The sequence below is a fragment of the Natronomonas sp. EA1 genome (assembly GCF_051195035.1).
Taxonomy (GTDB): domain Archaea; phylum Halobacteriota; class Halobacteria; order Halobacteriales; family Haloarculaceae; genus JBNTJV01.
This window is the reverse complement of sequence record NZ_JBNTJV010000004.1, coordinates 200,182-222,225: the sequence shown is the minus strand read 5'-3', so window position 1 is coordinate 222,225 and position 22,044 is coordinate 200,182. Positions and strand designations below refer to the sequence as shown.

The 22,044-nt window shown below is 67.4% G+C and carries 28 protein-coding genes; 13 read left to right on the top strand and 15 right to left on the bottom strand.

What is annotated here, in order from left to right; genetic code table 11:
- Positions 1-111: 111 nt before the first annotated feature.
- The 3 genes from ACQUQR_RS14615 to ACQUQR_RS14605 are packed head-to-tail and all read right to left on the bottom strand — an operon-like array spanning position 112 to position 2,531.
- A complete protein-coding gene (locus ACQUQR_RS14615) occupies positions 112-885 on the bottom strand; it encodes a VOC family protein (RefSeq protein WP_435197244.1) in 774 nt (257 codons plus the stop codon).
- A 57-nt stretch (positions 886-942) separates the two neighbouring features.
- Positions 943-1,413, bottom strand: coding sequence for a TIGR04206 family protein (locus tag ACQUQR_RS14610; RefSeq protein ID WP_435197243.1), 471 nt, complete (start codon positions 1,411-1,413; stop codon positions 943-945).
- On the bottom strand, positions 1,413-2,531 hold the full coding sequence (locus tag ACQUQR_RS14605; RefSeq protein ID WP_435197242.1) for an OBG GTPase family GTP-binding protein: 1,119 nt from the start codon (positions 2,529-2,531) through the stop codon (positions 1,413-1,415). The genes ACQUQR_RS14610 and ACQUQR_RS14605 overlap by 1 nt, the downstream gene beginning before the upstream one ends.
- Before the next feature lie 122 nt (positions 2,532-2,653).
- Here ACQUQR_RS14605 and ACQUQR_RS14600 point away from each other — a divergent pair, with 122 nt between their 5' ends.
- The 7 genes from ACQUQR_RS14600 to ACQUQR_RS14570 all read left to right on the top strand — a co-directional run bounded on the left by ACQUQR_RS14600 (position 2,654) and on the right by ACQUQR_RS14570 (position 7,186).
- Complete coding sequence (locus tag ACQUQR_RS14600; protein ID WP_435197241.1) at positions 2,654-2,818, top strand: hypothetical protein; 165 nt, start codon at positions 2,654-2,656, stop codon at positions 2,816-2,818.
- Positions 2,819-2,899: 81 nt separating this feature from the next.
- Entirely contained in the window at positions 2,900-3,100 is a 201-nt protein-coding gene (locus tag ACQUQR_RS14595) for a VNG_1110C family protein (protein WP_435197240.1), read from the top strand.
- 45 nt (positions 3,101-3,145) lie between these two features.
- The gene (locus ACQUQR_RS14590) at positions 3,146-3,622 is read left to right on the top strand and encodes a 50S ribosomal protein L11 (RefSeq protein WP_435197239.1); all 477 of its coding nucleotides are present in this window, start codon (positions 3,146-3,148) and stop codon (positions 3,620-3,622) included.
- Between the two features lie 218 nt (positions 3,623-3,840).
- Positions 3,841-4,479 (top strand): 50S ribosomal protein L1, encoded by a 639-nt coding sequence (locus ACQUQR_RS14585; protein ID WP_435197238.1) that lies wholly within the window; start codon positions 3,841-3,843, stop codon positions 4,477-4,479.
- Entirely contained in the window at positions 4,479-5,522 is a 1,044-nt protein-coding gene (locus ACQUQR_RS14580; RefSeq protein WP_435197237.1) for a 50S ribosomal protein L10, read from the top strand. The genes ACQUQR_RS14585 and ACQUQR_RS14580 overlap by 1 nt, the downstream gene beginning before the upstream one ends.
- A gap of 6 nt (positions 5,523-5,528) precedes the next feature.
- Positions 5,529-5,861 carry a 50S ribosomal protein P1 gene (gene rpl12p, locus ACQUQR_RS14575; RefSeq protein WP_435197236.1) on the top strand — a complete coding sequence of 111 codons (333 nt, stop codon included), beginning with the start codon at positions 5,529-5,531 and terminating at the stop codon, positions 5,859-5,861.
- A gap of 98 nt (positions 5,862-5,959) precedes the next feature.
- Positions 5,960-7,186 carry a tripartite tricarboxylate transporter permease gene (locus ACQUQR_RS14570; protein ID WP_435197235.1) on the top strand — a complete coding sequence of 409 codons (1,227 nt, stop codon included), beginning with the start codon at positions 5,960-5,962 and terminating at the stop codon, positions 7,184-7,186.
- Here ACQUQR_RS14570 and corA read toward each other — a convergent pair.
- Genes corA through ACQUQR_RS14545 form a run of 5 tightly spaced genes read right to left on the bottom strand, consistent with a single transcriptional unit; the run spans position 7,181 to position 11,053 of the window.
- Positions 7,181-8,152, bottom strand: a complete 972-nt coding sequence (gene corA, locus ACQUQR_RS14565; RefSeq protein WP_435197234.1) for a magnesium/cobalt transporter CorA — start codon at positions 8,150-8,152, stop codon at positions 7,181-7,183. The genes ACQUQR_RS14570 and corA overlap by 6 nt on opposite strands.
- Positions 8,149-8,304 carry a hypothetical protein gene (locus ACQUQR_RS14560; RefSeq protein ID WP_435197233.1) on the bottom strand — a complete coding sequence of 52 codons (156 nt, stop codon included), beginning with the start codon at positions 8,302-8,304 and terminating at the stop codon, positions 8,149-8,151. Before ACQUQR_RS14560 ends, corA begins: the two co-directional genes overlap by 4 nt.
- A 58-nt stretch (positions 8,305-8,362) precedes the next feature.
- Positions 8,363-9,007 (bottom strand): DUF6517 family protein, encoded by a 645-nt coding sequence (locus ACQUQR_RS14555; RefSeq protein WP_435197232.1) that lies wholly within the window; start codon positions 9,005-9,007, stop codon positions 8,363-8,365.
- 57 nt (positions 9,008-9,064) lie between these two features.
- On the bottom strand, positions 9,065-10,537 hold the full coding sequence (gene cysS, locus ACQUQR_RS14550) for a cysteine--tRNA ligase (RefSeq protein WP_435197231.1): 1,473 nt from the start codon (positions 10,535-10,537) through the stop codon (positions 9,065-9,067).
- Positions 10,538-10,579: 42 nt separating this feature from the next.
- Positions 10,580-11,053 carry a DUF7523 family protein gene (locus ACQUQR_RS14545; RefSeq protein WP_435197230.1) on the bottom strand — a complete coding sequence of 158 codons (474 nt, stop codon included), beginning with the start codon at positions 11,051-11,053 and terminating at the stop codon, positions 10,580-10,582.
- A 536-nt stretch (positions 11,054-11,589) separates the two neighbouring features.
- Between ACQUQR_RS14545 and ACQUQR_RS14540 the strand changes: the two genes are divergently transcribed.
- The 3 genes from ACQUQR_RS14540 to ACQUQR_RS14530 are packed head-to-tail and all read left to right on the top strand — an operon-like array spanning position 11,590 to position 14,382.
- A complete protein-coding gene (locus tag ACQUQR_RS14540; RefSeq protein ID WP_435197229.1) occupies positions 11,590-12,471 on the top strand; it encodes a CbiX/SirB N-terminal domain-containing protein in 882 nt (293 codons plus the stop codon).
- A gap of 42 nt (positions 12,472-12,513) precedes the next feature.
- Positions 12,514-13,242, top strand: coding sequence for a tetratricopeptide repeat protein (locus ACQUQR_RS14535; protein WP_435197228.1), 729 nt, complete (start codon positions 12,514-12,516; stop codon positions 13,240-13,242).
- 51 nt (positions 13,243-13,293) lie between these two features.
- Positions 13,294-14,382: a DR2241 family protein gene (locus ACQUQR_RS14530; protein ID WP_435197227.1), complete on the top strand. Its 1,089-nt coding sequence runs from the start codon at positions 13,294-13,296 to the stop codon at positions 14,380-14,382.
- Positions 14,383-14,389: 7 nt separating this feature from the next.
- On the opposite strand, the gene ACQUQR_RS14525 is transcribed toward ACQUQR_RS14530, so the two are convergent.
- Positions 14,390-14,935 (bottom strand): DUF7524 family protein, encoded by a 546-nt coding sequence (locus tag ACQUQR_RS14525; RefSeq protein WP_435197297.1) that lies wholly within the window; start codon positions 14,933-14,935, stop codon positions 14,390-14,392.
- Positions 14,936-14,982: 47 nt separating this feature from the next.
- Positions 14,983-15,165, bottom strand: a complete 183-nt coding sequence (locus tag ACQUQR_RS14520; protein ID WP_435197226.1) for a methytransferase partner Trm112 — start codon at positions 15,163-15,165, stop codon at positions 14,983-14,985.
- 96 nt (positions 15,166-15,261) lie between these two features.
- Here ACQUQR_RS14520 and ACQUQR_RS14515 point away from each other — a divergent pair, with 96 nt between their 5' ends.
- Positions 15,262-15,585 (top strand): hypothetical protein, encoded by a 324-nt coding sequence (locus ACQUQR_RS14515; RefSeq protein ID WP_435197225.1) that lies wholly within the window; start codon positions 15,262-15,264, stop codon positions 15,583-15,585.
- On the opposite strand, the gene ACQUQR_RS14510 is transcribed toward ACQUQR_RS14515, so the two are convergent.
- Positions 15,560-16,984: an adenylosuccinate synthase gene (locus tag ACQUQR_RS14510; protein ID WP_435197224.1), complete on the bottom strand. Its 1,425-nt coding sequence runs from the start codon at positions 16,982-16,984 to the stop codon at positions 15,560-15,562. The two genes, ACQUQR_RS14515 and ACQUQR_RS14510, sit on opposite strands and share 26 nt — an antisense overlap.
- A gap of 228 nt (positions 16,985-17,212) precedes the next feature.
- Between ACQUQR_RS14510 and ACQUQR_RS14505 the strand changes: the two genes are divergently transcribed.
- On the top strand, positions 17,213-17,518 hold the full coding sequence (locus ACQUQR_RS14505) for a hypothetical protein (protein ID WP_435197223.1): 306 nt from the start codon (positions 17,213-17,215) through the stop codon (positions 17,516-17,518).
- Here ACQUQR_RS14505 and ACQUQR_RS14500 read toward each other — a convergent pair whose 3' ends face one another.
- From ACQUQR_RS14500 to ACQUQR_RS14490, 3 genes are all read right to left on the bottom strand, one after another.
- Positions 17,519-19,633, bottom strand: a complete 2,115-nt coding sequence (locus tag ACQUQR_RS14500) for a DUF7527 domain-containing protein (protein ID WP_435197222.1) — start codon at positions 19,631-19,633, stop codon at positions 17,519-17,521. It lies immediately after the preceding gene.
- Positions 19,634-19,736: 103 nt separating this feature from the next.
- The gene (locus ACQUQR_RS14495) at positions 19,737-20,015 is read right to left on the bottom strand and encodes a UPF0058 family protein (RefSeq protein WP_435197221.1); all 279 of its coding nucleotides are present in this window, start codon (positions 20,013-20,015) and stop codon (positions 19,737-19,739) included.
- A gap of 55 nt (positions 20,016-20,070) precedes the next feature.
- Positions 20,071-20,283, bottom strand: a complete 213-nt coding sequence (locus tag ACQUQR_RS14490; RefSeq protein WP_435197220.1) for a DUF7120 family protein — start codon at positions 20,281-20,283, stop codon at positions 20,071-20,073.
- Between the two features lie 172 nt (positions 20,284-20,455).
- Between ACQUQR_RS14490 and ACQUQR_RS14485 the strand changes: the two genes are divergently transcribed.
- Positions 20,456-21,043 carry a sulfite oxidase-like oxidoreductase gene (locus ACQUQR_RS14485; RefSeq protein ID WP_435197219.1) on the top strand — a complete coding sequence of 196 codons (588 nt, stop codon included), beginning with the start codon at positions 20,456-20,458 and terminating at the stop codon, positions 21,041-21,043.
- A 5-nt stretch (positions 21,044-21,048) separates the two neighbouring features.
- Here the strand turns inward: ACQUQR_RS14485 and ACQUQR_RS14480 are convergent, their stop codons facing one another.
- On the bottom strand, positions 21,049-21,795 hold the full coding sequence (locus ACQUQR_RS14480; RefSeq protein WP_435197218.1) for an SDR family NAD(P)-dependent oxidoreductase: 747 nt from the start codon (positions 21,793-21,795) through the stop codon (positions 21,049-21,051).
- Positions 21,796-22,044 lie beyond the last annotated feature (249 nt).

Sequence of the window (22,044 nt, the reverse complement as noted above, 5' to 3'; positions counted from 1 at the left end):
CCGTGAGAGCGTCCCACACCCACGAAATCGAGGGAGAGAGCGAGTGTGTGGAGGTGTAACACACCCGCGATTCGCGTCGGACGGGCGGCTTGCAGAACGCTGATAGGTCCGTCAGTTGGTGACGTGTTCTTCGAGGAGTTCGAGGTCGAATCCCTCGGCTGCACGGGTGAACGCGTAGAGATCATCGCAGTCCGCCGGAGAGCGGTAGTCGTCCGCGCCGCGGGTCTGGAGGGTCTCCCACGCCGCGTCGAGGTCCTCGACGCGGGCGGCGAGGTGGCCCCACGCGTCGCCATCGGTGTAGGAACGGCCGTCGTAGTTGTAGGTGAGCTCGACGGACATGGCGTCCGGTCCAGCATCGACGGGGCCGAGGAAGTAGAGCGCGAAGGAGTCGCCCTCGTATCTCCGGAAGAGCTCGTACTCCAGCTTGCGCGCCCACCAGCCGATGACCGAGTCGGGATCCTCGATACGGATCATCGTGTGGTCGATGGAGAATCTGGTCCCCTCGTCGCGCTGGACGATCTCGATCTCGTGGCCGTCGGGGTCCTTCACGAACGCGTAGCGCCCGCCACAGGACTCGGGGTCGCGGTAGTCTTCGACGCCCTCGTCCATGAGCTGGTCGTAGGTCGCCTCCAGTTCCCCCTCGGGAACGCGGACGGCGATGTGGCCCCACTTGTCGCCCATGTCGTAGGTGTGCTCCCCGTGGTTGTAGGTGAGTTCGAGGTAGGCGGCGTCCTCGCCCATCTCCGCGGGACCGAGATAGACGTTGGTGAAGGTGTCGGCCTCCCACCGGCCCTTCTCCTCGTAGTCGAGGTGGGTCTGATACCAGTCGAGCGAGGCGTCGAGGTCCTCGACGCGCATCATCACGTGGTCGAGTGGTGCGTGCATCACGTGAGGAGACACGCGGCGACGGCAAAAGGACTCCCCCTCCGGCACGAACGCGGGTTACTCCTCGGGGAGCGGGGCGAGGACGAGCGCCCGAACGTCGGACCAGTAGTACCACCACGCGAGCGCGAGCGCGCACACGGGGCCGATGGGCACGGGCGTGTAGGCGAGTCGGTGGAGGAACGCGCCCGAGACGAGGAGGTGGGCCACGCCGGCGAGCGCGAGCGCCCCGCCGGTCAGGCGTGGGTCCTCGCGCCCGAGCACGCCCGCGCACGCGGACGCGAGCGAAAGGAGATACAGCAGGGCGCTCGCGGGCCAGGCCTCGGGGTTCCGGGGGAGGCCACCCCCCGCGGCGAACAGCTCCCAGACGGGGACGCCCCTGAGCGGCGGGGTGACGGCGGGGTTGTAATCGAGGAGGCCGGGGAGGAAGACGAACGAAACCACGTCGCGGCCGATGAACAGGACCGTCCAGGGGAGGAGCCCGAGGAGGAGAATCGCGAGGAGGCGACGGCGCGGCGAGCCGTGTGCCATCAGCGCTGGGCGACGATGCGGAGCACGTCCTCGTCTTCGAGTTCGTGGTCCCGGCCCACCTGCTGTTCGTCGTGTTTCGCGGAGGGGCCGGTGACGCGGGCGAAGCGGAAGCGGTCGTCGAAGCTCCCGCCGAGTTTCGCCAGGGCGTCGTCGACGGTGTTCTCGCCCTCGGTGAGGATGAGCGGCTCCTCGTAGTCGACACCGCGACCGGGCTTGTCCATGTAGATGCGGATGAGCCCGAGCGACTGGAAGATCTCCTCTTTCAGCACGTCGAGCCCCTTCTCCTTCTCCGCGGAGATGAAGATGGCGTCCTCGGGGTCGATCCCCATCTCCTGGAGTTCGGCGTCCACCTCCGCCTTGTAGTCGGGGTTGATGAGATCGACCTTGTTGACGGCGACGCGGGAGGGCATGTACACCCGATTGTCCATCAGCGCGTCGACGAGCTGGTCGATGTCGAGGTTCTGCCGGAGGGTCACGTCGGCGTTGACGTAGCCGTACTCCCGCAGCACCTCCTTGATCGTGTTCTCGTCGAGGTCGACACCGTCGGCCGTGGTGACCTTGATGCCACCCTTGTGGGATTTCGTCACGGAGATACGGGGTTTCTCCGTGTCGAGCCGGACCTTGTTCTTGTACAGCTCCTCGCTGAGCCGTTCGTACTGGTCCACCTCGAACACGTCGAGCAGGAAGAGCACGAGGTCGGCGGTCCGGACGACGGAGAGCACTTCGCGGCCGCCACCGCGCCCGCCCGCGGCCCCCTCGATGAGGCCGGGCACGTCCATCAGCTGGATGTTGGCTCCTTTGTACTGCAGCATGCCAGGGTGGACGTTCAGCGTGGTGAACTCGTAGGCGCCGGTCTCGCTCTCGGCGTTGGTGAGGGCGTTGAGGAGGGTGGACTTCCCGACGGAGGGGAAGCCGACGAGCGCGACGGTGGCGTCGCCGTGCTTCTCGACGGCGTAGCCACCACCGCCGCCGGAGCCGGCCGCCTGCTGGCGTTCGAGTTTGTCCTTCTTCTCCGCCAACTTCGCCTTCAGACGGCCGATATGCGCCTCCGTCGACTTGTTGTAGGGCGTGTTAGCGATCTCCTCTTCGATCGCGTCGATCTCCTCTTGGAGCCCCATTACCCACACGTCCGCTATCGGCGACTAAAAGGGTGTTCGTTGGCGTTCGGTTCGCGGTGCCTGAGTGTGGGTCCCCTGCCGGGAAGCCGTTCGTTATGTGCGTGCGGTCCCCCCTCCGGGGTATGGAGAAACGGCAGCTCGGCTGGTCGCTGGTGCTCGGCGGCGTCGCGTTCGTCGCGTTCGCCCACGCGGCCATCGCCCTGCTCGCGTTCGACACCGGCCTCGAACAGCTCAGTGGGCTCATCGGTATCGTCGCGCTCGTGGGGCTCGCACTCGTCAATCTCTGAGGGATGGATGAAACCGCCAGCGTGTGCCGCTGTGACGACGTTTCAACATCTTAATGGGGAGTGGTTCAAAAGGGAGAAACGATGCCGGACCCCACCAGTCTCCGGGATAGCACGCAGATCGTTCTCCCGGCCGGGGCGCTGGAGGGGCTTCGCGCGGACATCGAAGAGCGGTTTCTCGTCACCGTCTTCGAGGTGGAGGGGTACGCCCGTATCATCGGCAGCCCCGTCGTCATCAAGGAGGTCTCCGACTTCCTCGCACGCCACGGCGTGTCGCTCCCGTGAGCCGAATAAACAACTCTTAAATTCGTCCCGTGGGTTCCCCCGTACATGGCTGGAACTATCGAAGTGCTCGTTCCCGGCGGCCAGGCCAATCCCGGCCCGCCGCTCGGTCCCGAGCTCGGTCCGACCCCTGTCGACGTACAGGCGGTCGTCAGCGAAATCAACGAGCAGACGGCGGCGTTCGACGGCACCGAGGTGCCCGTCACCGTCACCTACGAGGACGACGGCTCCTTCGAGATCGACGTCGGTGTCCCGCCGACGGCCGCGCTCATCAAGGACGAGCTCGGCTTCGAGACGGGCTCCGGCGAGCCGAACGAGAAGTTCGTCGCCGACATCACCGTCGAGCAGCTGAAGAAGATCGCGGAGCAGAAGCTCCCCGACCTCCTCGCGTACGACGCCAAGCAGGCGTCGAAGGAGGTCGCCGGGACCTGCGCTTCCATGGGCGTCACCGTCGAGGGCGAGGACGCGCGCACCTACAAACAGCGCGTCGACGCCGGCGACTACGACGACGTTCTCGAGGCGTAACTCCGGATTCTCTCCGGTTCTCCCCCTGTCGAGCCGTGGCCCCCACCTCCGCGGCGGCTCGTCACCGTGCGAAACACCCACAGACGGCCGATTCTCCCGCCTGCGGGGCGCACGCGCTTCGACGGTCTTAAGTCCATCATCCGTGTTGTCTCCGATGAGACAGGCGTAGCCTGTTTCACACCGTAGAAGCCGTACGGCGAAAACTACGGAGGTGAAAAATGGCAGACACAATAGAGGAAGCAGTCTCTCGCGCACTCGAGGATGCACCCACACGGAACTTCCGTGAGACGGTGGACCTCGCGATTAACCTGCGCGATCTTGACCTAAACGACCCCAACAACCGGATCGACGAGTCGATCGTCCTTCCGTCCGGAACGGGGCAGGAGACTCGAATCGTTGTGTTCGCAGAGGGTGAGACCGCCCTTCGTGCCGAAGACGTTGCCGACGAGGTGTTCTCGGGTGACGAGCTCGACGAACTCGGTGACGACACTGACGAAGCGAAGGATCTCGCCGACGCGACGGACTTCTTCGTCGCACAAGCGAACATGATGCAGGACGTGGCCCGCAACCTCGGTACCGTGCTCGGCCCCCGTGGGAAGATGCCGACGCCACTGCAGCCCGACGACGACGTCGTCGAGGTTGTCAACCGGATGAAGAACACCGTTCAGGTGCGCTCCCGGGACCGTCGGACCTTCCACACCCGCGTCGGGGCGGAGGACATGACCGCCGAGGACATCGCGTCGAACATCGACGTGATCGTCCGGCGTCTCGAGGCGAACCTCGAGAAGGGGCCGCTCAACATCGACCGCATCTTCGTGAAGACGACGATGGGGCCGGCCGTGGAGGTGCCCGTCTGATGAGCGCCGACAGCGCCGAGGCCCGGAAGACCGAACACATCCCCGAGTGGAAACAGGAGGAGATCGCCTCCCTCGTCTCCATGATCGAGGACTACGAGTCGGTCGGCGTCGTGAACATCGCGGGGATCCCGAGCCGCCAGCTCCAGAGCATGCGTGCAGACCTGCACGGCGATGCCGAGCTGCGCGTCTCGCGGAACACCCTGATGGTCCGTGCACTCGAACAGGTCGACGAGGGGTTCGAAGACCTCGTCGAGCATATCGAGGGGCAGGTCGGACTCATCGGCACGAACGCGAACCCGTTCGGGCTGTACAAGCAGCTCGAGGCCTCGAAGACGCCCGCACCCATCAACGCTGGCGAAATCGCCCCGAACGACATCGTCATCCCCGAAGGTGACACCGGGGTCGACCCCGGTCCGTTCGTCGGCGAGCTCCAGCAGGTCGGCGCGAACGCCCGCATCGACGGTGGCTCCATCAAGGTGATGGAGGACTCCACCGTCCTCTCCGCGGGTGAGGAGGTCTCCACGCAGCTCGCGAACGTCCTCTCGGAACTCGGCATCGAGCCGAAGGAAGTGGGGCTGGACCTGCGCTCCGTCTTCGCGGACGGCGTGCTGTTCGACCCCGAGGACCTCGCGATCGACGTCGACGAGTACCGCGCGGACATCGAGGCCGCCGTGGCCGGTGCTCGCAACCTCTCCGTCAACGCGGTCTACCCGACCGCCCAGACGGCGGGGACGCTGCTCGCCAAGGCGAGCGGCGAGGCGAAGGCGCTCGGTCTCCACGCGGCGATCGAGTCCCCGGACCTCGTCGACGACCTCGTTGCGCGGGCTGACAGTCAGATGCGCGCACTCGCGGCCGTCATCGACGACGACGAAGCCCTCCCCGAGGAGCTTCGCGGCGTCGAGCAGGTCGCAGAAAGCGAGACGACTGCCGACGATTCGGAGGAGGAGGAACAGACTGATGACCACGAGGCCGAGGCCGACGACGCCACCGACGACGACGAAGACGACGATGGCGGCGACGCGCTCGGCGCTATGTTCGGGTGAACACAAATGGAATACGTTTACGCAGCACTCATCCTGCACGAGACCGGTGAAGAGATCAACGAAGACAACCTGACCGCGGTTCTCGAGTCCGCCGGCGCGGACGTCGAGGAGTCCCGCGTGAAGGCGCTCGTCGCGGCCCTCGAGGACGTCGACATCGAGGAGGCCGTCGAGCAGGCCGCCGCCGTCCCCGCCGCTGGTGGGTCGTCGGGTGGCTCCGCCGCCGCCGAGAGCGACGACGACTCCGAGGAGGAGGCCGAGGAGGCCGAGGCCGAGGAGGAGGACGAGGACGACGGTGACGACGAGGCCGACGGCGAGGGCCTCGGTCAGCTGTTCGGCTAAGTCCACGACAGACCTTCTTTCCTTTCTTCACGCCGACGAGCGGCAGCGCCGCCGTGAGCCCTGCGTAGCTTCAAATACCAGTCCGCACCAGCGTCGCCATGTTCGGCGTCCGGTTCGCGTTCGTCCCCGAGTCGTCAGTCGCGGCGCTGGGGTTCCTCCTCGCCGGCGTCGCGCTCGGGACGTGTTCCGGGCTGGTGCCGGGGCTCCACGCGAACAACATGGCGCTGTTGCTCGCCGCGGTCGCGCCGTCGCTCCCCGGTCCCCCGCGGCTCGTCGCGGGCGCGATGCTCGCGGCGGGCGTCGTCCACACCTTCCTGGATACGGTCCCGGCGCTCGCACTCGGGGTGCCGGACCCGGCGATGGCCGCCGCGGCGCTCCCCGGGCATCGGCTCGTCCTCCAGGGCCGCGGGCGAGAAGCGCTCCGGCTGTCGGCGCTGGGCTCCGGGCTCGCCGTGGTGTTCGCCGTCCCGCTCGCGGTCCCCATCACCGCGGCGATGACCCGCGCGTATCCGACCATCGACGCCCATCTCTCGGTCGTTCTCGTCGGCGTCGCCCTCCTGCTCGTGCTCACCGAGCCGACACTCGGGGGGAAGCTCGCCGGAGCCATCGCCTCGGGGCTCGCCGGTGGACTGGGACTCGCCACGCTGGACCTCCCGATATCCGCGCCGCTTCCGGGGAGCGTGCTCACCCCGCTTTTCGCCGGGCTGTTCGGCGCGCCCGTGCTCCTCGACGCGATGCGCGGGGCGGGAGTCCCCGAGCAGGACGACACGGCCATCGCGCTCGCGCCGCGGGTCGTGAGCGCGCTCGCGGGGCTCGGGGCGCTCGCGGGCGCGGCCGTCGGCTACCTCCCCGGCGTCTCGTCGGCGGTCGCCGCGACGCTCGCGCTGGTGGCGACCCCCGGGCGCTACGGGGCGCGCGGGTTCGTCGTCGCCACGTCGGGGGTCGATACGGCCAACACCATCTTCGCGCTGTTCGCCCTGGTCGCGCTCGGGACCCCCCGGACGGGCGTGCTCGTCGCTGTCGACTCGCTGGACGCACCGCTCGACCTCCCGTTTCTCCTCGGCTCGGTCGCGGTCGCCGCCGTGGCGGGGCTGCTCCTCGTCGTCGGTCTCGGGGACCGCTATCTCACCGTCGTGGGGAACCTCCCGCCGCGGGGGCTCTCGGTCTCTATTCTCCTCGGACTGGCGGGACTCTCGTGGCTCTTCGCCGGCACGCTGGGCGTTGGCGTCTACCTGCTCGCGACGCTCGTCGGGCTCGTTCCGGTCCGACTCGGCTGTCAGCGGGCCCACCTGATGGGGGTGTTGCTGTGGCCGCTGGCGCTATAGGTAGCCCTCGCGGTAGAAGTAGCCCACCAGAATACCGGCGACGGCCGTCATCCCGAACAGGCTGGCGTGGTACGCGCCACTCCACGCGAGTTCGGGCATCACCTCGAAGTTCATGCCGAACAGGCCGGCGATGAAGGTGAGTGGAAGGAAGATGATGGCGATGACCGTGAGCCGTTTCATCACCTCGTTCGTCGACTGCGAGAGCGTGTTGAGATAGATGTCGCGCGCACCGCGGGCCAGGTCGCGGTAGGTCTCCGTGAGGTCGACCACCTGCACGAGGTGGTCGTAGACGTCGCGGAAGTACTTCTCCGTCTCCGGCTGGACGTGGGCGGTGTCGCCGCGCGCGAGCGTCCCCACGGCCTCGCGCGTGGGCCACGCGATCTTCCGGAAGGCCAGCAGGTCACGCCGGACGCTGTTGAGCCGTTCGAGCGTCTCGATCTCCGTCGATTCGAGCACCTCCTCCTCGCTGCGTTCGATGTCGTCCTCGATGTCGTCGAGCAGTTCGAAGTAGCCGTCGACCACCACGTCGATGATACGGTAGGCGGTGAAGTCCGCGCCGCGGTGGAGGAGCCGTTCGTCGCCGCGTTCGACCGCGTCCCACACCCGCGCGATGACGGGGAGCCCGACGGTGGTCATCGAGACGACCCAGTCGTCGCCGAAGAAGGCGCCGACGGTGCGGTCTAAGACCTCCTCCTCGAACGTCTGCTCGCCGCGCCGGAGCTCCGCGGCCTTCACGAGCGCGAAGCTGTACGCCGAGAACTCCTCGGTCTTCGGGGGGACCTCGTTGAGCACGTCCTCCACCGCCAGCGGGTGGATACCGAAGGTGTCCGCGACGGTCTGGATCTCCTCGGGCGTGGCGTCGTACACCCGGACCCACGTCGTTCCCGTCGCGGCCTTCGCCTCGGCCAGCGCGTCCTCCGTGTACGTCGTCACCCCCGCGTCGTTGAACACGACCGTCTCGATCACCGTGACCACCGTCCGAGCGCGAGGAGCGTCGCCCCGACCATCAGCCCCGGGAGGGTGAGCGCCCGGCCCGGATACGCGTACGTTGCTCCGATGACGTAGCCTGCGAGCGCGAGCGGCGTGATGAGGAGCCCGGCGAGGGCCGTGCGGTCCATACCCGGCGTGCGCCGGCAACCGAAAAAAGCGTTGTCGTGGGGTCGAGCGGGGAGTGGCTTACTCGCTGTGCTGGACGCCTTCCAGCATCCGGTCGACCTCCTGCTGTTCGTCCACCTTCGTCGGGTGGACGGCCGCGGCGATGACGAAGTCGCTCTCCGTCTGGACCTTCGTGATGTGGATGGTCACCTCGACCTCCTGGCCGCCTTCCATCGTCGCCGTCGCGTTGTACTTCGAGACGGTCGTCTCCTCGCCGAGCATCGTCACCGTCCGGTTCGAGACGAACTGGACGTCCTCGATGGCGGAGTACTGCTGCTGGAGCCGCAACACGAGCTCGCGGTTCGACATCCGAGAGACGGGGTTGAACGGCCCCTGGCCCGCGATCTCGACCTGCGGCGTGGCGAACACGCTGAACCGCGAGACCTTCGTGTCGCCGAACAGCGGCGCGTCCGCGGTTCTGGAGTACTCCGCGTAGTGGTTCGTCACGGTGACGTTCCGCTCCTGTCCGGCGACGCTGAACGTCCGCGTGAGGTTGTTCGCCCCCTGCCGTTCGAGTTCGTAGCCGGTGTCGCTCTTCGCCGCGTCCGTCTCCGAGACCGTCCCGGAGTCGAAGTAGAGTGCCTCTCCACCGGTCAGAAAGCCGATACAGCCACTCGTGAGCATCAGCCCAACCAGCAGTAGGGCCGCGACAGCGCGTCGTGCCATACCCGGCGGTACTCACGAATACGCAAAAAGTCCTGTGGCCGACGACAGATTCCGTCGTTACAGTTTGAACGTCGGCCCCTCGTCCGTGTCCTGTACCTCGACGCCGAGCGCCTCGATACGGTCGCGAATCTCGTCGGCCCGCTCGTAGTTGCCCGCCTCGCGCTCCTCCTCGCGGATGGAGAGCAGGAGGTCGACGAGTTCGGGGGCGATGCCGACCTTCCCCTCGGTGTCGCCGTCGAAGGCGAAGCCGAAGACCCCCTCGCCGTACGTTTCGAGGAGCTCGACGGCCTCGCGAAGTCCCCGGTAGTCGTACGTCGCGCCGTCGACGTGGCGGTTCGTCGCGGCGACGAGATCGAGCAGCGCGGCGAGCGCCTCGCGGGTGTTGAAATCGTCCGCCATCGCCTCGTCGATGCTCGTTCCCGCGAGTTCGACCGCCTCGCGGAGGTCGTCGTCCTCGACCTTCGTGTGCGCCTCGGGAGAGTCGAGCGCGTCGACCGCGCGCTCGTAGCCCGTCGCGAGCCGGTCCCAGCGCTGTCGGGCCTCTTCTATCGTTTCCTCCGAGTAGGTCTGGCGCTGGCCGTACTGCGTGGAGAGCAGGAACATCCGGACGACGTTCGTCCCCAGCTCGGCGACGGCGTCCCGGACGGTGAAGAAGTTCCCCAGCGAGGAGGACATCTTCTCGCCCCCGGTGTCGAGCAGCCCGACGTGGAGCCAGTAGTTCGCGAACCGTTGCCCAGTGGCGGCCTCGCTCTGGGCCACCTCGTTCTCGTGGTGCGGGAAGACCAGATCCTGCCCGCCCACGTGGACGTCGATGGTCTCGTCGAGATGCGTCATCGACATCGCGGAGCACTCGATGTGCCAGCCGGGCCGCCCCTCGCTCCACGGCGACTCCCACGTCTCGCCCGTGGGCACGTCGTCGCCGTGGTCGTGCTTTGCATGGGCGCGGATGTCCTCCGGCGAGACGCCCCCGGCCTTCCAGAGCGCGAAGTCCTGCGGGTGGCGTTTCTCGCTTCGCTCGGCCTCGTCGCCCTGCGCCTCCAGCTCCTCGACGCGCTGATTGGAGAGCTTCCCGTAGTCGTCGAAGGCGGTCACGTCGAAGTAGACGGAGCCGTTCGACTCGTAGGCGTAGCCGCGGTCGATGAGCGTCTCGATGAGCCCGATGATCTCGGGGATGTGCTCGGAGACGCGGGGGTACACCTCCGCGCGCAGGAGGTTCAACGCGCGCATGTCGTCGATGGTCCGGGCGACGAAGTGTTCCGCCACCTCGCTCTCGGTGTCGCCGAGGCCCTCCTCGCCCGCGCGGGCCGCGATCTTCTCGTTCACGTCCGTGAAGTTCTCCACGTGCCGGACGTCGTAGCCCGCGTGTTCGAGGAAGCGGTGCATCACGTCGACGTGGACCCAGCCGCGTGCGTGCCCGAGGTGCGCGAAATCCGAGACCGTCAGGCCACAGTAGTAGAGCAGTACGGAGTCGGGGTCCTGTGGCTCGAACGGTTCGCGCTCGCCGGAGAGCGTGTTGTGCACGCGGAGCATGTACTCGCGTTCTCGGTGCCCCCAATTCAAGTCGTCGGAACGCTACGACAGCGCGTCCTCCACCACGCGCAGCGCGTCGACCCCGTCACGCCGGGTGACCACGACGAGGAGCACGCCGTCGACGGCCCCGGCCGCCCCCACCGCCACGCCCGCCGCGTGGAGACAGCCGAGCGCGTGCCCGAGCGCGTGCGGGTCCACCCCGTCCCCGGTGGCCGTGATGGCCGTGAGGTCGCCCGCTCCAGGGGCGAGCGCGATGTCGCTCACCCGAAGGAGGGCCTCCTCGGGATCGTCGGTCGGGCCGAGCCCCGACTGCATGTTCACCCGTGCGTCCGTCTCGGGGGATTCGTACGACGTGAGGTCCGCCGCATAGCGCCTGAGCGCCGCGGCGACGGCCTCTTCTTCTCCCACATCGAGGAACCGCGCCGCTGCGGTGTAGTTGACGACGCCTGCACGGAGCGCGTCGTAGAGAAACGGGTGGGCCCTAACGGCCTGGCGAGTGTCCGAAGCGACGGTCATCGTGGTGTGAGTGGTGGGCCGTGGTCGCTTAACTCTCATTGGTCCGGATTTTTGGAGTTTACTCGTTCGAGGAGTTCGGAACCGCAAACACATGCAAAGCCCTCGCCCTTTGCGAGTCCACCAGGTCCGCCCCGCACAGCACCTACCTTTCCCTTGTGGTGCGACCCGTTCGCGTTTCGCTCACGGGTACGCACACACAGCCGCGTGGCCGGTCGCGCGTGGCGCGAACACTCGTGAGCGCGAGCGCGAGCCGGGGAAAGGCTGGCGCGGTTGCTGTCCTGGCGGAATCGCAAAGGGCGAGCGGTCTCGGCGACGGCTCGCACCGACAAGCACCGCAGGAACGAGCGTAAGCGAGTGACGAGGAGCGCAGCGGGCGAACCGAGTCGAGAGCGTGAGGGCTTTGCAGGCGTTCGCAGACCCCAGCGCACCAGCACCATGATAAACGAACCAAAATCAGGAACACACCCATCAAAAACACCACCCAGAAAGCCGGAGAGGAAGCATCTAAGACTCCAAGAGACAATATACGGATCAAGATGTCACAAGCGCTCGTCATCGTCGCGCACGGGTCGCATCTCAACCCGGATTCGTCGACGCCGACGTACGACCACGCGGACACCATCCGCGAGCTGGGGATCTTCGACGAGGTGAGGGAGGCGTTCTGGAAGGAGGAGCCCTCCTTCCGGGAGGTCCTGCGCACGGTCGAATCCGAGGAGGTGTTCGTCGTGCCGCTGTTCATCTCGGAGGGGTACTTCACGGAGCAGGTCATCCCCCGCGAGCTCAGACTGGAGGCGTGGGACGTCTCGCAGTGGGAGTCGGACGGGACCTCGGCCTCGTCCACGACGCTCACCGCGACGGACGTGGCGGGGAAGACGGTCCACTACTGCGGCCCCGTGGGCACGCACGACTCGATGACGGACGTGATCGTCCGGCGGGCGGAGACGGTGACGGAGGACCCCGAGGTGGGGCCGGGGTTCGGCCTCGCCGTCGTCGGTCACGGCACCGAGCGCAACGAGAACTCGGCGAAGGCCATCGAGTACCACGTCGAGCGCCTCCGCGCGATGGACCGCTTCGACGAGGTGATGGCGGTGTACATGGACGAGGAGCCGGAGGTCGACGACGTGGCCGAGCTGTTCTCGACCGACGACATCGTCGTCGTTCCCCTCTTCATCGCCGACGGCTTCCACACCCAGGAGGACATCCCCGAGGACATGGGGCTCACCGACGACTACCGGACGGGGTACCCCGTGCCGGGCGAGGTGGACGGCCACCGCATCTGGTACGCCGGCGCGGTCGGGACGGAGGCGCTCATGGCCGACGTGATCCTCGAACGGGCGCGCGACGCGGGGGCGAACGTGGGAGATGTTGCCGAGCAGGTCAAAGAGCTCACTCGGAAGACGGCGCCGACGGCCGACTGAGCACTCCAACGGCTTATCTCTCCTCGCGACCTGTACGACGGCATGACTCCCAGCCACCGCTATTCGGAGGGACAGGGGTTCGGCGACCCCTACGCGGGGTTCACGCTCGAGGACGGGATGGAGCGGCATCTCGTCGACCCCGCGGACGACGCCGTGCTCGCGGACCTGCTCGCCGACGAACAGCTCGTTCCCGACGACGTTGACGCCTCCGCGCTCATCGACGTGGGGCTGGAGTACGTCGCCATCGAGCAGTACGAGCAGGCGATCGACGCGTTCACCCGGGCCGCGCGGTACACCGACGACGAGACGCTCGCCGCCGAGGCGTGGGTGAATCGTGGCGTGGCGTTCGCCCAGCTCGAGGAGTACGACGAGGCAATCGGCGCCTACTTCGAGGCGCTGGCCATCGACCCGAAAGGGGCGTTCGCCGCCATCGCCGAGACGAACCTCGCGTACGCGCTGTGGGAGTCGGGCGACTCCTCGGAGCCGCTCGAACACGCCGAGCGCGCCGTCGAGCTGGACCCCCGGCTCCCGGAGGCCTGGTACACGCTCGGCTTCCTCTACAACGAGCGCGCGCTCCCCGAGCCCGCTATCGAGGCGCTCGACAACGCGCTTGCGCTGGGCTACCGGACCGCCGTCGTCCACGGCGAGCGCGAACGCGCCCTCGACCTGCTGGGTGAGGACGAGGCGGCTGGGTTGGCCGCCGAGCGCGTCGCGGACGCCGCGGAGCGGACCGTCGACCGGCAGACCGGTCGGACCCGTCAGCGCGTGTAGACGGGATTCCGGTTCGGGAGGCTTCTTTACGCCGTCGTGTGAATACAGGGTATGACCGACTCGCCAGTCGACGCGCTCGTGGAGGTGGCACCCGATGGGGTCGAGTACGACGGCCTGCACGCCACCCACGACGCGGACGGCTACACGTTCGGGACGCCGGGGGAGACGTGGACCGGCCTCTCGGAGGGGGAGTTCCGTGACCGCGCCGCCGAGAACCACGATTTCGTCCACAACTGGTTCTTCTTTCATTCCATCCCGAGCGATGCGAACCGCGCGTTCCTCCGGTGGGTCGAAGGCGCCGAGGAACACGCCGTTCCCGAGCGGTACGCGGCGCTCGCCGAAGGGACCGGGAAGGAGTGGGGGGAGCTCCACGTCACCGTCCAGCTCGACGGCGACGACCGGGTGTACGACGTGCGCCACGTCAGAGACAGTGATCACGCCCTCGGCGATCTCGACCGCCACGATGACCCGCTCGACGCGCGAGAGCTGGTGAAGTACGACGAGAAGGGGCGCTACCGCCCGCTGAAGACCGCGCCCTCGCTGCCGACCGGGTGGGCGTTCGCGCCGCTCGACGCCCGGGACTGCGTGCAGACGGTCGAGTACGTCTACCCCGCGACGGTGGCGAACTGGTACCGCGAGCGCGAGGGGGAGCTGGATATCAGCCACTTCCGTGAGACCGCGGAACGCCAGACCGGGATTTATGGGCTCATCGAGGAGCTCCCCGAGGAGGCCGTGAACTGGGTCGCCCACGCCTGCTGTGACGACTCGCAGTGTCTCAAACGCCGGATGTGGGACGAGGACGGGGACACCCCGCTCGACGCACCGCGCGGCGAGGGGGAGTTCCCCTGCCGTGAGCCCTGTTCGCTCGTCGTCGCCGCCTCGCGCAAGTGGACGAAACTCGAGGAGGAGGAGACCCACGAGTACACCCTCGAACTCACCCCCTCCGAGAAGGCACAGCTGGACGACCTCGTCAACGCGGTGGCCGACGGCCGCATCGACGAGATTCGCGAGGCGGACGTCTACGAGGGCGCGAACCGCTACCGCGCCCGCTACCTCCGGGCGAAGCGGATGCACGACGGGGAGCTACCGGTCCACGAGCACGCGGCGCACCACGAGACGGGCGAGGCGCACGAGGAGTAGCGGCCCCTCAGCGGACCACGAGCGCCCCCAGCCCGAGCACCACGGCGACACTGGCGATGGAGTAGAACAGCAGCCCCAGCCCCGCGGGGGCGAACACGCCCAGGAGGAGGAAGAACAGCCCCACGGCGAACAGCACGACCACGGGGATCAGTCCGCGCTCGGCCAGCCGTTCGAGCGGCGAGGGCTCCGGCTCCGCCTTCGGTTTCGACAGCGCGGGGTCGACGGTCACCTGGCGCTCCGTCTCGGGGCCGACGGTCACCTCGACGGTCCGCTCCTCGGCACCGTACGCGATGACGATGCGCAGCCCCCCGGTCACCCGTTCGTCCAGCCCCTCCGCGACGTGGACGGTCAGCCGTCGTCTGTCACCCCGGTCGAGGTAGTAGTTGGTCGCGTCCAGGCTCGCCGCGCGGGAGAGCGCGTCGTCCGGTCGGAGGTGGACGTGGGTGGGCTCGCCCTCGTTGCGGAGTTCGACGATGAACGAGTCGGCGGTGTCGAACGACGCCGGAACCTCGAGCGAGCGCGGGCCGGTGCGGTTCACCACCGCGACGAGCATGTCAGTCACGGACAGGGTGTCGGGGCCGCGGAAGAAAAGCGTTCGCGTTACTCGCGCATGTCCGGCGGCAGGAGGTTCGGGATGCCCTCCTCGATGGGGAACGTCTCGCCACACTCGGTGCAGGTGAGCGTCCCCTCCATGATCTCCTCGTCGTCCCGGCGCACGACATCGAGGTCGAGGTCGTGTTTGTCGAGCGGACAGCAGATGATGTCCATCAGCGACTCCTTCATGTCACCGTCTCCGGGTGGGCGTATCAAAAGGGTGCCGGAGGCGGGTCGCCCCGCCCCGCGGGCGGGACTTATTCCCGGCGAGCGCCTACTCCCCCCATGGCGTTCTATCTCGTGCGGGCGACCCCGACCGACGAACTCGACGACCTCGCGGCGTGGCTCGAAACCGACGAAATCGACCGGATGCGGCCGTTCGGCAACGCGCTCGCGAGTTCACTGCGTGACGCGCGGGTCGACCCGGAGACGGGTGAGGCCGTCTGGGAGGAGGAGGACTACTGCACCCCGCCGCTCAGACAGGAGCGGGCCGCGGTGCTGGACGACTACTTCACTGACATCCGGGTCGAGCGCGTGAAAGAGGGGGAGGGATGGGCGGAGATCGAGTCGTACCCGGAGCTGTTCAGTCCCAGACCGATTCGACGATGACGGTGTCCTCGCGGCCGGGGCCGACACCGACGACGTAGATGGGCGTCTCCAACTCGTCGGCGATGTACTCGAGGTAGGCCTTCGCGTTCTCCGGGAGGGCGTCGTACCCCTCGGCGGCGACCTCGGTCCAGTCCGGGTCGGCCCAGCCGTCGAAGGTGCGGAGGTTCGCCTCACAGCGCGCCCACTTCTCCGTCGTCGCGGGCATCGTGAGGATCTCCTCTCCATCATCAGAACGCGTCGCGTTCTGATTGCTCGCCGAGCTTTGCTCGGTGGTGTCGAGCGTGTAGGAGTGACCGACCTGCACCTCGTCGAGCCCCGCGAGCACGTCGAGATGGTTCACCGCAAGCCCAGTAAAACCGTTGACGTTCGCGGCGTGACGGAGCATCGGCATGTCGAGCCACCCGACGCGGCGGGGGCGGCCGGTGACGGTGCCGTACTCGCCACCCTCGTCGCGGATGAATTTCGCCAGCTCCTCCGCCTCGTCGGAGGTGTCACCACCGTCCTCGGGGGTCTGCCCCTCGACGAAGCCGAGTTCGGTGGGCATCGGGCCCGTGCCGACTCTCGAAAGGTAGCCCTTCACGATGCCGACGATCTCCCCCTGTCCGACGACGGTAGGACCGACGCCGCCACCGACGGCCGCGCCGCCAGCGGTCGGGTTCGAGGAGGTGACGTACGGGTAGCTCCCGTGGTCGATGTCGAGCGAGGTGCCCTGGGCACCCTCGAACATGACGTTCTTCCCCGCCTCGCGCTGGGCCGCGAGGAAGGCGCTGGCGTTGACGGCCATCCCGTTGTCGGCGAGTCGCTCGCCGTACTCGCGGTACTGCTCGTAGAGGGCGTCGATGTCGAACGCGCCCTCGAACTGCTCGTCGTCGGGGTCGTGGCCGAAGACGTTCTCGACGAGCGCGCGCTTCTGCGGGACGACGTACTCCAGGCGTTCGCGCAGCACCTCGGGGTCGAGCAGGTCGCCGATACGGACGCCACGGCGGCCGGCCTTGTCCTCGTAGGTGGGGCCGATACCGCGACCCGTGGTCCCCGCGGCGAGGTCCTCCTTCTCCGCCTCCTCGATCCCGTCCAGCACGCGGTGGTACGGGAGGATGGCGTGGGCGCGTTCCGCGACGCGCACGTCGGGGGTGAGCCCCTGCTCGCGGAGCGTGTCGAGTTCCGAGAACAGCGTCTCGGGGTTGACGACACAGCCGTTGCCGAGCACCCCCACCTTCCCGCGGACGGCCCCCGAGGGGACCAGAGAGAGCTTGTACTTCTCGCCTTCGTGGACGACGGTGTGGCCGGCGTTGTCGCCGCCCTGGTACCGCACGACGACGTCGGCAGCCTCGCCGTAGACGTCGACGATGCCGCCTTTCCCCTCGTCGCCGAGTTGCGAACCGACGATGGTGACAGTCATTTTTACGCCGAGTGTTTCGGAGGCCGCGGTAAGGAGATTTCGATTGCCACAGCGCCCGGGAGAGGTGGACCCACACGAACGATCCTTGGGGACGGTTCGCAAAGTCACAAGACATATTATGCCGTGTGGGAAACGTTCAGAGCGTCACAGTGTGGCGGCGATTTTCCGGCGAAACCACCGTCCTGGAGGGCAACCTTTAAAAGCACTAAACACAAGTTAACAAATGCCATGATAGACCGCCTTGAGAAGGAAGTCGATATGCTTGAACGCCATCTGCAGGTCCTGAAGATGGTCATCGAGAACGAGCCCATCGGCATCGTGAAGATGTCCAACGAGACGGGCTACCCACACCACAAGGTCCGCTACTCGCTTCGTGTCCTCGAAGAGGAGAACCTCATCGAGCCCTCCAGTCAGGGTGCCATCACGACGGAGACCACCCACGAGTTCGTCGACGACCTCGACGACAAGATCGACGACATCGTCGAGAAGCTCGACGGCATGAAGATCGACTCCATCGCGGAAGTCGAAGGCTAACTAGAGATCCGGAATCGAGAGATGGAACGTCTCGTCGCGTGATTCGACGAGACAGAGATGGAAGCCGCGTTTTCTCGAGAGCTTCACGAAACTCCGCCGTTTGTCTCGACTCAGGAGACTCCCGCTCGTCGCCTGCTGGGCCGTCTCCAGCGCCGCCGGGTCGAAGAACGACGCCGTGACGAGCATCCCCGAGGCGACGGTCGGTTCGGCCGTCACGACTGCCTCCGTGTCCGTGACGAGCGACGCCATCGCCGACTCGGTGACGGGGTCGCGACCCGCCTCCAGGTTCGCGACGACGAGCGGCTCGCCCATCTTGTCGCGGGCGACGCAGTCGTAGCGCACTTCGCGTTCCCCCTCCTCCTCGTCGCGGAAGGTGACGCTCCCCGCGAACTGGATGCGGTCGATGCGGGGAAGCGCGTCGTAGAGGCCACGCATCCCCTCGACGGAGCGCGTCTCCCGGATCTCGAACAGGAGCTTCGTGACGAGCCAGCGGGCGAACTGGAACTCCTGGCTCTCGGCCAGCCACTCGTCGAACGGCCGCCCCTCGACGGTCGCCCCCTCGTCCTCGAACTGCGTGTGGTGTTCGAGCGAGAGGTTCTCCGCGAGCGCCTCCGCATCCGATTCGCCGTCGTGGGCCTTCTCAAGCGTCGCCTTCCCCTTCGACTCGTAGCGGATGAAGAGGTTCGTGCCGGCGAGCGCCTCGGCTCGCGAGAGTGCGGGGCCCTCGGTCGCGATGGCCGCCCCGGCCTCCTCCAGTCGCGCCAGCTGCGTCTCCAGCTCCTCGACGCGCTGGGCCAGTTCGTCACGCTCGGCCCGCACCTGCTGCAGCTCCTCGCGCGTGGATTCGAGGTCAGCCTCGGCCTCCGACAGCGCGGCCTGGGCCGACTCCGCCTCCGACCGCGTTCGTTCGAGCTCGTTCCGGAGCTCCTCCAGCTCCGCGCTGGCCGCCGGCTCCTCCGTCCCGCTGCTCGAATCCGGAGACGATGAACGGCCGTCGACCGTCCGGCTTGCCGTGGCGGCCGACGCCGACCCCCCATCACCGGTCCCGCTCCGTTCGGGGTCGAGGGAGGGGATGGTGTGCGTCGCGAGGGCGCTGGCGGCCGTCGCCGCGTCCACCGGGGACGACGCAGCCGTCGCCGTGTGGGAGTCTCCCGTCGCCGCCTGCGAGTCGGACTCCTCGACGGCCGTGACCGCCGACTCCGGCTCCGGCTGTTCGTCCCGCGGCTCGTCCGTCGCGTCGGTGTCGTCGGCCGCGGCAGGCTCCGTGGCCGGCTCGGGGGCGGGCTCGTCGTCCGCAGCGTCCTCTGACTCGGGCTCGGGCTCTGACTCGGGCTCCGTCAGTTCCTCAGCCGCTTCTTCAGGGGTGCTCCGACCCTCACGTTCGTCCTCAGTGGCCGGTTCCCCCGAGACGGCGGCCTCGTCGCTCTCCTCGGTATCTTCCGGCTCCGCCGTCGTCGACTCCTCGGGGTCATCCTCGGTCGGGTCCTCAGTCGACTCGTCGATACCGCCACCGACGACGGCCGCGGTGTCCGACTCCTCGTCATCGACCTCGGGGAGCTCCGTGACCTCGATGTCCACCGCGACGACCTCGTAGATGCCGACCTCGTCCTCGGCGCGTTCCTGTGCCTCCTCGTCGGTGAGCAGCCGCTTTGCGTTCCCGATGAACGCGAGGTGTGACGCCCGCCCACCCTGATAGACGGTGTAGTAGTCCCCCGAGAGGACGTTCTCCGAGAGCTCGACGTAGCCAGTGAACCCACCCGAGAGGGTCTCGTGGACCTCCGAGAGCGGGGTGTTCCCGGTGTAGTATCGCCCTCGCGTCTCACCGTCGCTCGCCTGCATGGCGATGAGCAACGGGAGGGCGGGGTGGGGGGCTTCGTACGCGGTGATGGCGGCGTCCTCGAACCGCTCGATATCGGCGGGAGAAATCTCGCTGCCGGCGGCGGTCTGCCGGTGCTGATACACGCCGACGACACGGCCGTTCACGAGGAACGCCCACGTCCCACCGGCGGAGGCCGCACCGGAGAACCCCTCGTCCGCGAGCGCGTGTAAGCCCGCATAGCCATCGCTCGCACGACGGGAGTCCCAGTCTTCGATCTCGTCGACCCAACGCTCCATACCCGGAGAAACCGGAGCGAGAGGAAATAAGTTCCGGCCACGGGATTCACGGGGGCGCGGCCGGGGGAGAAAATCGCGGGAAGGTTCGAGCGGAGCGGTCAGGTTACAGTTTGGACTCGGCGTCCTTCGCGAGCTCCTCCATCCGCTTGCCGATCCGGCCCGCATCGGAGAACTCGTCGTCGCTCATGACGACCGCGAGCGCGTTGCCGAGCACGAACACCGCGTGTTTGTGCTCGCTCTTCGATTTGTGGACGTCGTCGGGGGAGACGTCGAGCTGCCCGTACGGCTCGAAGGCGGAAGAGTCGACGTCCTCCATCTCGCGGAACGTCTCCATGATCTCTACCATGTGGCCGTGAAGCTCGAGCAGCTCGTCTTTGTGCATACTCGTGGATACGTTCAGTTCGCAATAAGGGTTGCGTGGAACCCCGTTACACACCTCAGAAGACGTACTCGTCCTCGTGGCCCATCATCCCGTCCTCCTCGTAGCCCGGTTCCTCCTCGTCCATCGGCCCGCTCGTCTTGTACGCCCGGATACCGGTCGAGAGCAGTTCCTCGATGGCCTCCTCACGGTTGAGGAACTCCCCCTGCTCTACCAGCTGCGCGATCTGCACGTCGAGGTGATCCGGGACGTTGATCTCTACTTTGGGCATCGGATTGTTCGAAAGTTCGCAAGTCGAGTATTTAATTCTGGTGTCGAGGTTTGCGCTTCGTACAATATCGTTTCGCACTCTCGAAACCCGTGTTTCCGGTTCCGACCGCGGAGTTCCGACTCACCCAACCCGGAGGCGTTACACTCTCCTACCGCGGGCCCACAGGAGAGGTATGAAGGATGTCACCGACCTCTATCAGGAGTTCGGCGAGGACCGACTCCCGCCGGGACAGCGCGAGACGACGCGGTTCCCGGTGCTCTCGAAGGGCGGGACCCCCTCGTTCCCCGACGACTGGACGTTCGAGGTGTGGGGCGCCGTCGACGAGCAGCTGGCGCTCTCCTTCGAGGCGTTCCAGGCGCTCCCCCACGAGACCCAGAGACAGGACTTCCACTGCGTCACCGGCTGGTCCCGGTTCGACTGTGAGTGGACGGGCGTCACGTTCCCCACGCTCGCGGAACACGCCGGCGTCACCGACGACGCGACGCACGTGATGTTCCACGCGCAGGACGGCTACACCACGGACCTCCCCCTCTCCGAGTGCATGCGCGAGGAGGTGCTGTTCACCTGGGAGCTGGACGGCGAACCCCTGCCTGCCGACCACGGGGGACCGCTGCGGGTCGTCACGCCCCACCGCTACGCCTACAAGGGTGCGAAGTGGGTCACGGGCGTCGAGTTCCTCACCGAGTCCGAACGCGGCTACTGGGAGCGCCGCGGCTACTCGACCAGCGCGAACCCGTGGGAGGAAGAGCGCTACTCCTGACGACGCTACCAGTCGATGATCTCCTTGTCGCGCCAGAACTTTCCTGCGGGGGCGCCCTCGGCGAACCGCGCGAGCCACGTCGGGGTTTCGGCTCCCTTCTCGACCGGGCGGTCGGCCTCCTCACCATCTGCTCGCGGGCTTCGCCCGCTCGCACGGTCCGTGGAGCTTCGCTCCACGCTACCCATATCGGTGCGAACCCACCCCGGGCAGACCGAGTTGGCGATGAGCCCCTTCTCGCCGTACTGCGCGTCGAGGTAGGTCGTCAGGCCGTTGAGCCCCGCCTTGGAGACGCGATACGCCGGCGAGCCGTCGCCCATCTCGGAGAGCGCGCCCATCCCCGAGGAGACGTTGACGACTCTCCCTCCATCCTGAATGAGCAGGGGAACGGCGTGTTTACAGACGAGCATCGGCCCGCGGAGGTTCGTCGCGAGCGTCCGGTCGATGCGCTCGACCGGTTCTTTCACGATATCGTCGCCGAACTCCCCGACGCCGGCGTTGTTGACGAGGATGTCGAGTCGGCCAACTTCGGAGTAGATGCCGTCGATGGCGGTGGAGACCTCACCCTCCTGCGTCACGTCGACGAACACCTGTTCCGTCCCCTCGGGCACGTCGTTCGACATCGAGCGCACGCCCGCGTAGACCGTCGCGCCGAGGTCACGGAGGTTCGTCGCGATCTCGCGACCGATACCGCGGTTCGCGCCCGTCACGAGCGCGACCTGCCCGCCGAGGTCGTCGTGGAGTGGAACGTCCATACTCGCCTCTGGGAGAGGAGACACAAAAGCGCGTCAGAGTCCTCGCGCGGCTGTGTGGGGCCCGGCCACACACCTGCACGCACACGCGAGGTGGAATCGAACAGGCGACTCGTGGGACTCCGAGGGTGACGACCGGGCGAGTCACACACCCGCCGTGACCCGGCCGCCCCGTGCGTCAGGACATGGCCGTCGCTGGTCGCGTGCTGGTATTTGAAGTTCGGGCGGTGGGTCGCTGGAAGAGAACCGAAG

Excerpts from the sequence above, each read along its gene's own strand:
- cysS (WP_435197231.1), bottom strand. The coding sequence starts at position 10,537 with ATGCTCCGCGTGCACAACACGCTCTCCGGCGAGCGCGAACCGTTCGAG.
- ACQUQR_RS14570 (WP_435197235.1), top strand. The coding sequence starts at position 5,960 with ATGTTCGGCGTCCGGTTCGCGTTCGTCCCCGAGTCGTCAGTCGCGGCG.
- ACQUQR_RS14495 (WP_435197221.1), bottom strand. The coding sequence starts at position 20,015 with ATGCACAAAGACGAGCTGCTCGAGCTTCACGGCCACATGGTAGAGATC.
- ACQUQR_RS14545 (WP_435197230.1), bottom strand. The coding sequence starts at position 11,053 with ATGACCGTCGCTTCGGACACTCGCCAGGCCGTTAGGGCCCACCCGTTT.
- ACQUQR_RS14520 (WP_435197226.1), bottom strand. The coding sequence starts at position 15,165 with ATGAAGGAGTCGCTGATGGACATCATCTGCTGTCCGCTCGACAAACAC.
- ACQUQR_RS14595 (WP_435197240.1), top strand. The coding sequence starts at position 2,900 with ATGCCGGACCCCACCAGTCTCCGGGATAGCACGCAGATCGTTCTCCCG.
- ACQUQR_RS14505 (WP_435197223.1), top strand. The coding sequence starts at position 17,213 with ATGATAGACCGCCTTGAGAAGGAAGTCGATATGCTTGAACGCCATCTG.
- ACQUQR_RS14535 (WP_435197228.1), top strand. The coding sequence starts at position 12,514 with ATGACTCCCAGCCACCGCTATTCGGAGGGACAGGGGTTCGGCGACCCC.
- ACQUQR_RS14510 (WP_435197224.1), bottom strand. The coding sequence starts at position 16,984 with ATGACTGTCACCATCGTCGGTTCGCAACTCGGCGACGAGGGGAAAGGC.
- ACQUQR_RS14560 (WP_435197233.1), bottom strand. The coding sequence starts at position 8,304 with ATGGACCGCACGGCCCTCGCCGGGCTCCTCATCACGCCGCTCGCGCTC.
- ACQUQR_RS14525 (WP_435197297.1), bottom strand. The coding sequence starts at position 14,935 with ATGCTCGTCGCGGTGGTGAACCGCACCGGCCCGCGCTCGCTCGAGGTT.
- ACQUQR_RS14585 (WP_435197238.1), top strand. The coding sequence starts at position 3,841 with ATGGCAGACACAATAGAGGAAGCAGTCTCTCGCGCACTCGAGGATGCA.
- ACQUQR_RS14615 (WP_435197244.1), bottom strand. The coding sequence starts at position 885 with ATGCACGCACCACTCGACCACGTGATGATGCGCGTCGAGGACCTCGAC.
- ACQUQR_RS14590 (WP_435197239.1), top strand. The coding sequence starts at position 3,146 with ATGGCTGGAACTATCGAAGTGCTCGTTCCCGGCGGCCAGGCCAATCCC.
- ACQUQR_RS14530 (WP_435197227.1), top strand. The coding sequence starts at position 13,294 with ATGACCGACTCGCCAGTCGACGCGCTCGTGGAGGTGGCACCCGATGGG.
- rpl12p (WP_435197236.1), top strand. The coding sequence starts at position 5,529 with ATGGAATACGTTTACGCAGCACTCATCCTGCACGAGACCGGTGAAGAG.
- ACQUQR_RS14515 (WP_435197225.1), top strand. The coding sequence starts at position 15,262 with ATGGCGTTCTATCTCGTGCGGGCGACCCCGACCGACGAACTCGACGAC.
- ACQUQR_RS14580 (WP_435197237.1), top strand. The coding sequence starts at position 4,479 with ATGAGCGCCGACAGCGCCGAGGCCCGGAAGACCGAACACATCCCCGAG.
- ACQUQR_RS14610 (WP_435197243.1), bottom strand. The coding sequence starts at position 1,413 with ATGGCACACGGCTCGCCGCGCCGTCGCCTCCTCGCGATTCTCCTCCTC.
- ACQUQR_RS14600 (WP_435197241.1), top strand. The coding sequence starts at position 2,654 with ATGGAGAAACGGCAGCTCGGCTGGTCGCTGGTGCTCGGCGGCGTCGCG.
- ACQUQR_RS14555 (WP_435197232.1), bottom strand. The coding sequence starts at position 9,007 with ATGGCACGACGCGCTGTCGCGGCCCTACTGCTGGTTGGGCTGATGCTC.
- ACQUQR_RS14490 (WP_435197220.1), bottom strand. The coding sequence starts at position 20,283 with ATGCCCAAAGTAGAGATCAACGTCCCGGATCACCTCGACGTGCAGATC.
- ACQUQR_RS14605 (WP_435197242.1), bottom strand. The coding sequence starts at position 2,531 with ATGGGGCTCCAAGAGGAGATCGACGCGATCGAAGAGGAGATCGCTAAC.
- ACQUQR_RS14540 (WP_435197229.1), top strand. The coding sequence starts at position 11,590 with ATGTCACAAGCGCTCGTCATCGTCGCGCACGGGTCGCATCTCAACCCG.
- ACQUQR_RS14500 (WP_435197222.1), bottom strand. The coding sequence starts at position 19,633 with ATGGAGCGTTGGGTCGACGAGATCGAAGACTGGGACTCCCGTCGTGCG.
- ACQUQR_RS14480 (WP_435197218.1), bottom strand. The coding sequence starts at position 21,795 with ATGGACGTTCCACTCCACGACGACCTCGGCGGGCAGGTCGCGCTCGTG.
- ACQUQR_RS14485 (WP_435197219.1), top strand. The coding sequence starts at position 20,456 with ATGAAGGATGTCACCGACCTCTATCAGGAGTTCGGCGAGGACCGACTC.